The sequence below is a fragment of the Cryobacterium roopkundense genome, from assembly GCF_014200405.1.
Lineage (GTDB): Bacteria > Actinomycetota > Actinomycetes > Actinomycetales > Microbacteriaceae > Cryobacterium > Cryobacterium roopkundense.
This window is the reverse complement of sequence record NZ_JACHBQ010000001.1, coordinates 88842-100333: the sequence shown is the minus strand read 5'-3', so window position 1 is coordinate 100333 and position 11492 is coordinate 88842. Positions and strand designations below refer to the sequence as shown.

At 64.5% G+C, this 11492-nt stretch carries 15 protein-coding genes; 1 reads left to right on the top strand and 14 read right to left on the bottom strand.

What is annotated here, in order from left to right; all coding sequences use genetic code 11:
- From ptsP to BJ997_RS00495, 3 genes are read right to left on the bottom strand one after another with little or no spacing between them, the layout of a single operon-like run.
- Positions 1-1701, bottom strand: a complete 1701-nt coding sequence (gene ptsP, locus BJ997_RS00505) for a phosphoenolpyruvate--protein phosphotransferase (protein ID WP_052541839.1) — start codon at positions 1699-1701, stop codon at positions 1-3.
- Positions 1702-1710: 9 nt separating this feature from the next.
- Complete coding sequence (locus tag BJ997_RS00500; protein ID WP_035834632.1) at positions 1711-1977, bottom strand: HPr family phosphocarrier protein; 267 nt, start codon at positions 1975-1977, stop codon at positions 1711-1713.
- Positions 1978-2015: 38 nt separating this feature from the next.
- On the bottom strand, positions 2016-2327 hold the full coding sequence (locus BJ997_RS00495) for a PTS sugar transporter subunit IIB (protein WP_035834631.1): 312 nt from the start codon (positions 2325-2327) through the stop codon (positions 2016-2018).
- 158 nt (positions 2328-2485) lie between these two features.
- On the opposite strand from BJ997_RS00495, the gene BJ997_RS00490 reads away from it, so the two are divergent.
- Positions 2486-4396 carry a BglG family transcription antiterminator gene (locus BJ997_RS00490; protein ID WP_035834630.1) on the top strand — a complete coding sequence of 637 codons (1911 nt, stop codon included), beginning with the start codon at positions 2486-2488 and terminating at the stop codon, positions 4394-4396.
- A 320-nt stretch (positions 4397-4716) separates the two neighbouring features.
- Here BJ997_RS00490 and map read toward each other — a convergent pair whose 3' ends face one another.
- The 11 genes from map to rplX form a co-directional block, all read right to left on the bottom strand.
- Positions 4717-5547: a type I methionyl aminopeptidase gene (map, locus tag BJ997_RS00485; RefSeq protein WP_035834629.1), complete on the bottom strand. Its 831-nt coding sequence runs from the start codon at positions 5545-5547 to the stop codon at positions 4717-4719.
- A 40-nt stretch (positions 5548-5587) separates the two neighbouring features.
- Positions 5588-6181, bottom strand: coding sequence for an adenylate kinase (locus BJ997_RS00480; protein ID WP_183323204.1), 594 nt, complete (start codon positions 6179-6181; stop codon positions 5588-5590).
- Positions 6178-7500 carry a preprotein translocase subunit SecY gene (secY, locus tag BJ997_RS00475; RefSeq protein WP_035834628.1) on the bottom strand — a complete coding sequence of 441 codons (1323 nt, stop codon included), beginning with the start codon at positions 7498-7500 and terminating at the stop codon, positions 6178-6180. The genes BJ997_RS00480 and secY overlap by 4 nt, the downstream gene beginning before the upstream one ends.
- Positions 7501-7618: 118 nt before the next feature.
- The gene (gene rplO, locus BJ997_RS00470) at positions 7619-8191 is read right to left on the bottom strand and encodes a 50S ribosomal protein L15 (protein ID WP_084140969.1); all 573 of its coding nucleotides are present in this window, start codon (positions 8189-8191) and stop codon (positions 7619-7621) included.
- Positions 8191-8373, bottom strand: a complete 183-nt coding sequence (gene rpmD, locus BJ997_RS00465) for a 50S ribosomal protein L30 (protein WP_174775401.1) — start codon at positions 8371-8373, stop codon at positions 8191-8193. The genes rplO and rpmD overlap by 1 nt, the downstream gene beginning before the upstream one ends.
- A complete protein-coding gene (gene rpsE / locus BJ997_RS00460; protein ID WP_035834626.1) occupies positions 8373-9086 on the bottom strand; it encodes a 30S ribosomal protein S5 in 714 nt (237 codons plus the stop codon). Before rpsE ends, rpmD begins: the two co-directional genes overlap by 1 nt.
- Positions 9083-9454, bottom strand: coding sequence for a 50S ribosomal protein L18 (gene rplR / locus BJ997_RS00455; protein WP_035834625.1), 372 nt, complete (start codon positions 9452-9454; stop codon positions 9083-9085). The genes rpsE and rplR overlap by 4 nt, the downstream gene beginning before the upstream one ends.
- Positions 9455-9456: 2 nt before the next feature.
- Complete coding sequence (gene rplF, locus BJ997_RS00450; RefSeq protein ID WP_035834624.1) at positions 9457-9993, bottom strand: 50S ribosomal protein L6; 537 nt, start codon at positions 9991-9993, stop codon at positions 9457-9459.
- Positions 9994-9999: 6 nt separating this feature from the next.
- The gene (rpsH, locus tag BJ997_RS00445; protein ID WP_035834623.1) at positions 10000-10398 is read right to left on the bottom strand and encodes a 30S ribosomal protein S8; all 399 of its coding nucleotides are present in this window, start codon (positions 10396-10398) and stop codon (positions 10000-10002) included.
- 130 nt (positions 10399-10528) lie between these two features.
- Positions 10529-11131, bottom strand: a complete 603-nt coding sequence (gene rplE / locus BJ997_RS00440; protein ID WP_052541838.1) for a 50S ribosomal protein L5 — start codon at positions 11129-11131, stop codon at positions 10529-10531.
- A complete protein-coding gene (rplX, locus tag BJ997_RS00435; RefSeq protein ID WP_035834621.1) occupies positions 11131-11490 on the bottom strand; it encodes a 50S ribosomal protein L24 in 360 nt (119 codons plus the stop codon). The genes rplE and rplX overlap by 1 nt, the downstream gene beginning before the upstream one ends.
- Positions 11491-11492: the final 2 nt, after the last annotated feature.

The window sequence follows — 11492 nt, the reverse complement described above, 5'->3', positions numbered from 1 at the left end:
TCAGTACCTTTCTGAGGAGTGCTGCAGGGTGGGGGTGGGTAGTGTCAGGAGCACGGGGACCTCGGCCGCCACGGCTTCACGAGCGGATGCCGCATCGTCCGCCGCGAGCGCGAGCGCGGCGAGCCGCCGGGCCTGGTCACTCGTGAAGTCGCCGAGAGTGGCGCGCACGTCGGCCAGGGCCGAGGCGGACATCGACAGGCTCGTCGCGCCGAGGCCCACGAGCACCACGGCGAGCAGCGGATCGGCCGCGGCCTCGCCGCACACGCCAACGGGTTTGCCGAGCGCGGCACCGGCCGCGCCGACCTCGGCCACCAGTCGCAGAACCGCTGGGTTCCAAGGGTCTTGGAACGCGGCCACGGAGCCGAGCATTCGGTCGGCGGCGAGCGTGTACTGGGTCAGGTCGTTCGTGCCGATAGAGGCGAAGTCGGCGTGCCGCAGAAGACGGTCTGCAAGCAGCGCGGCGGAGGGGATCTCCACCATCACGCCGGCGGTCTTGAGTCCGCGTTCACGCGCGAGTGCCACGAAGTACCGGGTCTCCTCGACAGTGGCGACCATCGGCGCCATCACCCACAGCTCCGCGTCGGTGGCGGCGTTCGCCTGGGCGAGCGCGTCGAGCTGGTCGCGGAGTATCTGCTCGCTCGCACGCAGCGCACGCAGTCCTCGCAGGCCGAGGGCCGGGTTTTCTTCGCGGGCGTCGTTGAGAAAGGCCAGGGGCTTGTCCGCTCCGGCGTCCAGTGCCCGCACCACGACCTTCTTGCCGGGGAAGGCGCGCAGCATCCGCTCGTATTCCACGCGTTGCTGTTCCACGGTCGGAGCGGTCGCTGCGTCGAGAAACAGGAATTCGGTGCGAAATAGGCCAACCCCTTCGGCGCCGAGCGCGGCGGCCGCGTCAGCGCCGTCGGCAGAGCCGAGGTTGGCCAGCAGCGGGATGGGAGTGCCGTCGGCGAGCCGACCCGGCGTCACCGGCAACAGCGCTCTGGCAGCGCGGGCTGCCTCACGTGCATGCGCTTCGGCGAGCTGTTGGGCGCTCGGCGATGTGACGACGACGCCGTTGGCGGCGTCCAGGATGACCTCGTCGCCGTCGGAGAGACCGCGAGCCCCGGACACGCCCACCAGGGCAACGATGGACTTCTCGCGCGCCAGGATAGCGGTGTGCGAGGTGGGACCACCGTCGAGGGTAACCAGCCCGAGCACCTGGCTCAGGTCGAGGGTCGCCGTGTCGGCCGGAGCCAGGTCGCGGGCCACGAGGATGAACGGATGCCCAGGGTCGGGTACCCCGGGCGCCGCCACTCCGGAGAGCCGCGCGACAACCCGCTGCGACACGTCGTCGAGGTCGCCCGCCCGTTCGGCCATGTAGCCGCCGAGCTCGGTGAGCATGTCGCGGAAGGCAGCGAAGGCCTCGAAGACCGCGCGCTCGGCGGTGACGCCGGTGGAGAGCCGCAGGGTGACGTCGTCGACGAGGCTCGGGTCCTCCGCCATCATCGATTGCGCCTCAAGCACCTCGGCTGCCACTCCGCCGGCCCTCGCCGCGCGCACGAGCAGGTCGGCCGCCACGGCGCCGAGAGCCTCGGCGACGCGGTCACCCTCGGCCGCCGGCGTGAGAGCGCTGGGCTCGGCCGCGGGGTCGGGCAGCGGCTCGGGCATACGCACGATGCGGCCCACGGCCACGCCCCGGCCGATTCCGATTCCCTGCAGTTCCATGCGCGTTCCCTAGGCGTCGTGGTCGGTGAGCAGCAACTGGGCGAGCTCGTCGAGCACGACTTCCGCGGTGTCGCCGTCGGCCGCGAGGGTGACCTCGTCGCCGTGGCTGATGCCGAGGGAGATCACGCCGAGGATGCTTGCCGCGTTGACGGTCTTGCCACCGTTCTTGGTGAGAGTGATGGGCACACCGGCCGCCGCGGCTGCCTGGCAGAAGAGTTTGGCGGGGCGAGCGTGCAGGCCGTGGGTCGAGCCCACGAGAACGGTTCGTTCAAGCATTGCGGTGCCTTTCGTTGCGTGCTGGTGTGTGGAGAGAATCACGAGTGAGTGCCTGCAGCATCGAGCGCGAGGGCGAGAGCTTCCTCGCCATCGCGAGCGGCGAAGACTGTATCGGGCAGCAGGCGCGCCTCGACACCGGCCGCGTCGGCGTTCAGACGAATCGCGGCGAAGCGTGAAGCCAAGTGCGGACCGACGAGGAGCACATCGACGTTCGGCAGAACGCTGTCCAGGTCTGACTCGCTCCCGGCCGTCACGTGCACCGAGAGCCCGCGGGCCGCCGCGCTCTTGCGCAGACGCAGTGCCACGAAGGTGCTCGAGGCACCGGCACCACATACGACATGAATCCTCATTGATTCGCCCCTTCTTCTTCGGCTCTTTAGGCTCATTACAGTCTGCGGCGCGGCTCTTCCGGGGGCCACCAGACACGTTTCCGCACCCCCGGAAACGCCCGGGTGCGGGGGCTAGGATCGTAAAGAACCGGGACCGCGAACGACAACCACAGGGCACTATGAGCGACAAACAAGCGAGGATGCTCGATTACCTCCTCCGCTCCCCCTCCTGGGTCACCGCAGGCGAACTCGCCGACTACCTCGGCGTGACCCCTCGGAGTGTGCGCAGCTATGTCACGAGCGTGAAGACCGCTGCGGATCCGCTCGAGGTGGTCGAGTCGGGCCCCGCCGGTTACCGCCTGAACCGCGAGGCCTATGCGGCCTTCCGAACGGCACGGCCGCGACGGCAGACTGGCGCTGACACCCCGCAGAACCGGCTGTACCAGCTGGTTCGGCGCCTGACCGACTCCACAGACGGCCTCGATGTCTACGAGCTCGCCGCCGACGTCTTCGTGAGCGACTCCACGGTCGAGGCCGACCTGTCGCGTGTGCGTGCGCTGCTGCCGGATACCGGCCTGTCCCTCAGCCGGCACGGGAGCCTCGTGACCCTGGTGGGGTCCGAAACGGACCGTCGCCGGCTCCTGAGCCGCATGTTCCGCGAGGAAAGCACCCGTGGATTCCTCGAACTCGCGGCCATCCAGAAGGAGTTCGCCTCCGACAGCCTCGGCGCGTTCAAGACCGACCTGATCGCCATGCTCGATGCCCGCGGCTACTTCGTCAATGAGTACGGCACCAACAATGTGCTGCTGCACGTGGCGATCGCCGTGGACCGGGTGAGCAAGCGTGCCGTCACCGGAACGGCAGCAGGCGCCCCGGTCGCCGACGATCTTGGGATCGCGGTGGCCGCCCTGATCGAGACGCACTTCGGCGTCGCGCTCGACCCTGTCGACCTCGCCTATCTCGTGCTCTTGCTGCAGACCAGGGTCGTCACGCCCGGCCACGACCAGGCCGACGCCGTCGGGGATACCGTCGCCCGTGCCGACGACCTCTCCGTCGTGCGGCGCATCGTGGCTCAGGCGAGCGAGGAATACCTCGTGGACCTGGCCGACGACGATTTCATCGCGCGCCTGACGCTCCATGTTCGCAATCTCATCGACCGCGCCCAGGTGCAGGATTACTCGCGCAACCCACTCACCCGGTCGATTAAAACCTCGTACCCGATGATCTACGAGCTTGCCGTGTACATCGCGAGCGAGCTCCAGCGCGAAGAGCAGATCCGCATCAACGACGACGAGATCGCCTACATCGCCATGCACGTGGGGTCGCACCTCGAACAGCGATCGCGCACAGAGGAACTCGTCACGTGCGTCATCGTCTGCCCCAATTACTACACGATGCACGTTCAGCTGAGGCAGCGCATCGAACGCCTCCTGAGTGACGATCTCATCGTCGTGGCCCAGATCACGCGCAGCGACGTACAGTGGGACGAGTTGCGCGCCGACCTCGTGCTCACCACAATCGAGCCTCCAGTGCCCACAGACGGCGTGATCGTTATCCAGCCGTTCCTCACGGAAGGTGACGTTCACCGCATCCGTGAAGCCGCCATCAGAGTGCGCAGGTCCCGCCGCCGGGCGCAGATCAAGGGCGACCTGCTGCAGTTCTTTGACGAGTCGCTGTATCTGCGCAATTTTTCTGCGCCGACCGAAGAGGCGATGATTCGCGAACTCGGCGGGCGCATGGTCGCGCGCGGATTGATTGACCCGAGTTACGTCGACGGCGCCATCGAACGCGAGCGGATGTCCTCCACCGCTTTCACGGACCACCTCGCCGTACCGCACGCCATGGCCATGACGGCGCAGCAGACGTCCATCGCCATCGCCGTGAACGACTCCGCGATGGCCTGGGGTGACAGCCGGGTGAACGTGGTGGCCCTGATCGCGTTCAGCGCGGCCGGGCGGGCGTCATTCCAGTCGGTGTTCGACCAGTTCGTCGAGGTCTTCACCGAACGCGCCGACGTGCAGCGCCTGATCAAGCGCTCGGTGGACTTTCCGTCATTCATCGACGAGCTCGTGCACCTCATAGACCAGTAGGCCCCACGAGCCGACCTCGCCTCGCGCCCATCCGGTCTTTCCCCCTCCGCTGGTCGAGGAGTGCGCGCTGGCGCGCGTCTCGAGCCGTTCTGGTGCTTCGCGCCATCGGGGGATGCGGAATGCGTCGCGGTTTTCCGCCCCCTCCGCTGGTCGAGGAACGCCGTCTACGGCGTGTCTCGAGACCGGGTGAGCCGAGTCGGAGAGTCGGCTCGCGCGGTCTCGAGACGCTCGTGCCTCGCTCCTCGACCAGCGGGATGGGGAACACGATGCGTTTCCCTAGTAGACGCTCGTGAGCCGAACCTCAGACCCGGTGCGACGCGCTAGGGGATGGGGACGGGGATTATTCCGAACTGGGCGAGGCCGGCCGCTCCGCCGTCTTCCGCGGTCAGAACCCAGATGCCATCCTTGTGCACGGCGATGCTGTGCTCCCAGTGCGCCGCGGCGAGGCCGTCGCTCGTGGCGACTGTCCAGTCATCCGAGCGTACGTCGGTCTCGATCGAGCCCATTACCACCATGGGCTCGATGGCCACGACGAGTCCGGGCTTGATCTCTGGCCCCTTTGCTCGCACACGGTAGTTGAACACGGGCGGCGCCTCGTGCATAGAACGTCCGATGCCGTGCCCCACATAGTCCGTCAGGATTCCGTAGGTGCCCTGGCTCTCCACATAGTCTTCTATGGCCTCGCCCACCTCGTTGAGGTGGCGGGCGGTCGATAGGCGGGCGATCCCGTGCCAGAGCGATTGCTCCGTCACGTCGGACAGCTTCTGACGCTCGGCCACGAGTTCCGGTCGTGCCGGATCCGGGATCACGATCGTGAAGGCGGCGTCGCCGTTCCAACCCTCGATGATGGCGCCGCTATCAATCGACACGACGTCGCCAGGCATGAGCACGCGTGCTGTCGGGATACCGTGCACGACCTCGTCGTTGACCGATGCACACACAGTGTGGTGGTAGCCCTCTTCGAGCTTGAAGTTTGGTTTGCCCCCGAGTGCCACAATCGCGGCCTCGGCCGCAGCGTCCACATCGAGTGTGGTGGCTCCCGCGACGGCGGCCGCCCTGGCCGCGGCGAGCGAAGCCGCCGTGGCCAGACCGGGCGCGATCATCAATCGCAGCTGGGCAGGGTTTTTGTAAATTGAGCGTCGAAAGCTCATGGAGGTGCCTACAAACTAGCTGCGAATCGTGTCGCAGCCTTTAGATGGTGACGGTTGCGTGCAATCCTCGTTCGGCAAGTGCCTCGAGGATACGATCGGTCACCGCGTCGACGGCGCCCAGGCCATCGATCGTGACGACGAGCCCGCGTGATGTGTAGACGTCGATCAGCGGAGCCGTCTGCTCGGCGTAGACGTCCATCCGGTGCCGAATGACGTCTGCGGTATCGTCTGCACGACCCTGCTCCTCGGCGCGTTTGAGCAAGCGGGCGACGACCTCGTCGGTGTCTGCCGTGATGAGTACTACGGCGTCGAGCTTCGTGCCGGCGGACTCGAGCAGACGCTCAAGCTCGGCCACCTGGTCGGTGGTGCGCGGGTAGCCGTCGAGAAGGAAGCCCGCTGCGGCATCCGCTTCTCCGAGGCGGTCCTTCACGATGGCGTTCGTGAGGGAATCGGGAACGTAGGCGCCGGCATCGATGAACGCCTTGACCTCGAGCCCGAGGGCTGTTTCGTTTTTCACGTTGAACCGGAAGATGTCTCCGGTGGACACGGCCGGCACGGCAAAGGCTTCGGCCAGGCGGGAAGCCTGCGTGCCCTTGCCCGCGCCAGGCGGGCCGATCAGTAGCAGTCGGGTCATTTAAGGAGCCCCTCATAATGTCGCTGTTGCAGTTGCGAGTCGATCTGCTTGACCGTCTCGAGCCCGACGCCGACGACGATCAGAATGCTCGCGCCACCGAACGGGAAGTTCTGGTCCGCCCCGATCACCGAGAAGGCGATCAGCGGGAGGAGGGCGATGAGTCCGAGGTAGATGGACCCGGGGAGGGTGATGCGCGTGAGCACGAAGTCGAGGTACTCGGCCGTCGGGCGCCCGGCGCGAATGCCCGGGATGAACCCGCCGTACTTCTTCATGTTGTCGGCGACCTCTTCGGGGTTGAACGTGATCGCCACGTAGAAGTAGGTGAAGCCGATAATGAGCAGGAAGTACATGGCCATGTACAGCGGCTGGTCGCCACCGGTGAGGTTGTTGGAGATCCAGACGACCCACGGGATGGGTTCCTGGCCGGCCGCCGGCTGGTTGAACTGCGCGATCAGGGCCGGCAGGTACAACAGGGAGGACGCGAAGATTACCGGGATGACACCGGCCATGTTGACCTTGATCGGGATGTAGGTGTTGTTGCCACCGTACGTGCGACGACCCACCATGCGCTTGGCGTACTGAACCGGGATGCGTCTCTGCGATTGTTCGACGAAGACGACCGCCGCGACGACCAGGAGTCCGACCGCGATCACGATGAGCAGAACGTCGAGGCCCTGCGACGTGCCGATGGCCGACAGGGACGTGGGGAAGAGCGCCGCGATCGACACGAAGATCATCAGCGACATGCCGTTGCCGATACCGCGCTCGGTGACGAGCTCACCCATCCACATGATCACGCCGGTGCCGGCGGTCATGGTGATGACCATGAGCATGATGGCGTACCACGCGTCATTCGTGATGAGCTGCGTGCACTCGGTACTTGCCGAGGTGCCGAACAGGGCGCCACTGCGCGCCACCGTGATCAGCGTCGTCGACTGCAGGATACCGAGGGCGATCGTGAGGTATCGCGTGTACTGGGTCAGAGTGCTCTGGCCCGACGCACCCTCCTTGTAGAGGGTGTCGAAGTGAGGGATGACCACGCGCAGCAACTGCACGATGATCGACGCCGTGATGTAGGGCATGATGCCCAGCGCAAACACGGAGAGTTGGAGCAGCGCGCCACCGCTGAACAGGTTGACCAGCTCATAGAGGCCGCTGGTGCCCTGGTTGGCTGCAAGACAAGCCTGCACGTTACCGAAGTCCACGAAGGGGGCAGGGATGAACGAGCCCAGACGGAATAAGGCAATAATGCCCAGGGTGAAGCCGATCTTCTTACGAAGGTCCGGCGTGCGGAAAATCCGCGCAATGGCGCTAAACAAAAAAGGCCTCCAGTTTGTAACGTAAATCGAGCTTAACGCAGATCGAGCCTGTCGAGTTCCACCAATGAATCATTCGATTGGTGCAACCCGACAAGCTCGACTAGGTGCTACTACGGAATTACTTTACAGATCCGCCTGCGGCGACAATCTTCTGCAGTGCTGAGCCAGAGACCTTGTCGACCGAAACGGTCAGCTTGACAGTAATTTCGCCGGTTCCGAGAACCTTGACCTTCTCGTTGTCCCGAACTGCGCCCTTGGCAACCAGGTCGGCGATGGTGACATCTCCTCCGGTCGGGTACAGCTCTTCCAGACGCTCCAGGTTTACAACCTGGTACTCGACCCGGAACGGGTTCTTGAATCCGCGCAGTTTCGGGGTGCGCATGTGCAGAGGCATCTGCCCACCCTCGAAGCCGATACGCACGTTGTAGCGTGCCTTCGTACCCTTGGTTCCACGACCCGCGGTCTTACCCTTGGATCCTTCACCACGGCCCACGCGCTGGCGGGCCTTCTTGGCTCCGGGAGCCGGGCGAAGGTGGTGTACCTTCAGCACGTGCTCGCGGGGCTCAGTCGGTTCGGCCTTGACTGCTGCTGCAGCCTTCGGCGCCTTCTTGGCGGCAGCCTTGGGAGCTGCAGCCTTCTTCGTGGCGGGCTTGTCGGCTACCGTCTTGGTAGCTTCCTTCTCGTCAGCCATTAGTCAATCTCCTCGACCTTCACGAGGTGAGCGACGGTGTTGACGTAGCCACGGTTCTGCGAGTTGTCCTCGCGGATCGTGACGGCGCCAATGCGTCGGAGACCCAGGCTGCGAAGCGTGTCGCGCTGGTTCTGCTTCTCACTAATTTTGGACTTGATCTGTGTGATCCTCAGCTGAGCCATCACGCACCTGCCTTTGCTGTTGCTGCAGCGGCTGCTGCGGCGGCATCGGCACGGAGGAAACGGGCCGGAGCCACGTCTTCATATGCAAGTCCACGGCGAGCCGCAACCGCACGCGGCTCTTCGAGCTGGTGCAGTGCTGCCACCGTGGCGTGCACGATGTTGATGGTGTTCGACGAACCGAGCGACTTGCTCAGCACGTCGTGGATGCCTGCACACTCGAGTACGGCGCGCACCGGGCCACCGGCGATAACGCCGGTACCTGCTGCTGCCGGACGGAGCAGGACAACGCCGGCTGCGGCCTCACCCTGTACGGGGTGCGGGATGGTCAGGCCGACGCGGGGAACGCGGAAGAAGTTCTTCTTCGCTTCCTCGACGCCCTTGGAGATAGCGGTCGGCACCTCGCGGGCCTTGCCATATCCAACGCCGACCAGTCCGTTGCCGTCTCCGACCACGACGAGGGCGGTGAAGCTGAAGCGACGACCACCCTTGACGACCTTGGACACGCGGTTGATGGTGACGACGCGCTCCAGGAACTGGCTCTTGTCGGCATCGCGGCTTCCGCGGTCCTTGTTCGGGTTGCGCTCACGGCCGCCACGACGAGCCTCACGAGGCTCGTTCTGGGCAGGCGCCGTCGAAGCGGCGGTTTCAACCGGCGCTTCTGCAACGGCAGCAGCTGGTGCTGTGGTTTCGGTCTTGCTGGTTTCAGTGCTCACAGGTTCAATCCACCCTCTCGAGCTCCCTCGGCAATGGCAGCGACGCGTCCCGCGTACTTGCTGCCACCACGGTCAAATACAACAGATTCGATCCCGGCGGCTTTCGCGCGCTCAGCAACAAGTTCGCCGACCTTGCGGGCCTTGGCGGTCTTGTCACCATCGAAGGTGCGCATGTCAGTCTCCAGCGTGGATGCCGACGCAAGGGTGAAGCCCTTGCTGTCGTCGACGACCTGGACGAATACGTGACGTGCCGATCGCGTGACGACGAGGCGGGGGCGAAGCTCCGTACCTACGACCTTTTTGCGAAGACGTGTGTGCCTGCGTCCACGGGCAGCAGACTTGCTCTTGCCTCTAGTTCCGAGTCCCATGGCTACTTACCACTCTTTCCGGCCTTGCGGCGAACAATCTCGCCGGCGTAACGCACACCCTTGCCCTTGTAGGGCTCTGGCTTGCGAATCTTACGAATGTTGGCGGCGACCTCGCCGACAGCCTGCTTGTCGATACCGCTGACCGTGAGCTTGTTGACGCTCTCGACAGTCAAAACGATTCCAACCGGCGGCTCTACGATGACCGGGTGCGAGAAGCCGAGGGCGAACTCAACGGAGGTGCCCTTCTGCGCTGCGCGGTAACCGGTACCAACGATTTCGAGGCCCTTGGTGTAACCAACGGTGACACCGATGATCTGGTTGTTGATCAGGGTGCGGGTCAACCCGTGCAGCGAACGCGAGTTGCGCTCATCGTTCGGGCGGGTGACGAGAACGTGACCGTCCTCGATCTTGACCTCAATGGGCTTGGCGACGACAAGCGCGAGCTCGCCCTTCGGGCCCTTGACGGAGACGGCCTGGCCGTCGGCCACAACCGTAACCCCAGCGGGGATCGGGATGGGCAGTCTTCCAATACGTGACATTGTCGGTTACCACACGTAGGCGAGAACTTCTCCGCCTACGCCCTTCTTCTCAGCCTGGCGGTCCGTGAGCAGACCGCTGGAGGTGGACAGGATGGCAACGCCGAGGCCGCCGAGAACCGTGGGGATCTCGGTCGACTTTGCGTACACGCGCAGCCCGGGCTTGGAAACCCGCTTGATGCCGACGATGGAACGCTCACGGTTCGGACCGAACTTCAGGTCGAGCGTGAGGGTGTGGCCAACGCGGGCATCCGTGACGGTCCAGGCTGAAATGTAGCCCTGTGCCTTGAGGATGTCGGCGATGTGCGCTTTCAATTTGCTATGCGGCATCGACACTGTGTCGTGGTACGCCGAGTTAGCGTTGCGCAGTCTGGTCAGCATGTCTGCGACCGGATCTGTCATTGTCATTTTGTGGTGCCTTTCTCGCCTGGTTTCGCCCATCCGTTACACGGATGACGACCTGTGGTGGTGAGGGGGCCGGTCGGATGACCGGCCCCCGGGGTGAAAAACTAAAGAACCGCTTGGGCTACTTTACTCGCTACTTTGCGTCGGCCGTCTTGAACGGGAAGCCAAGCGCCTTGAGCAGCGCACGGCCCTCGTCGTTGTTCTGGGCTGTCGTCACAACTGTGATGTCCATGCCGCGAACGCGGTCGATGCGGTCCTGGTCGATCTCGTGGAACATAACCTGCTCCGTGAGACCGAAGGTGTAGTTGCCGGCACCGTCGAACTGCTTGTCCGACAGGCCGCGGAAGTCGCGGATACGGGGAAGCGCGAGGCTGAGCAGACGGTCGAGGAACTCCCACATGCGGTCGCCACGAAGTGTGACGTGCGCGCCGATGGGCTGTCCTTCACGCAGTTTGAACTGCGCGATTGACTTGCGAGCCTTGGTGACCTGCGGCTTCTGGCCGGTGATCTTGGTGAGGTCAGAAACCGCACCGTCCATCACCTTGCCGTCGCGAGCTGCTTCTCCGACACCCATGTTGACGACAATCTTCGTCAGGTTGGGGATACGGTGCACGTTCGAGAAGCCGAGTTCGGCGGAAAGCTTCGCGCGAATCTCGTCCTGGTACTTCTGCTTGAGCCGCGGCTGGATTTTGCCAGCCGGAGCCGCAGCTTCTGTTGCTACTGCGGAGTCAGTCATTAGAGGTCCTTACCCGACTTCTTTGCGTAACGAACGCGGACCGTCTTGGTGACGCCGTCCTTCGTTACCTCTTCGGTACGGAAACCGACGCGTGTCGGCTTCTTGGTCTCCGGGTCGACGATCGCAACGTTGGACACGTGAATCGGTGCCTCGAAGGTCTCGATGCCGCCGGTCTTGGTGCCGCGCTGGGTCTGGCCGACGCGAACGTGCTTGGTCACGAAGTTGATGCCCTCAACGAGGACACGGTTCTTCTCGACGTCAACAGAGATGATCTTGCCCTGCTTGCCACGGTCTCCGCCGCGAGCCTGGCTGCGGCCGGTGATGACCTCAACGAGGTCGCCCTTTTTGATTCTGGCCATGA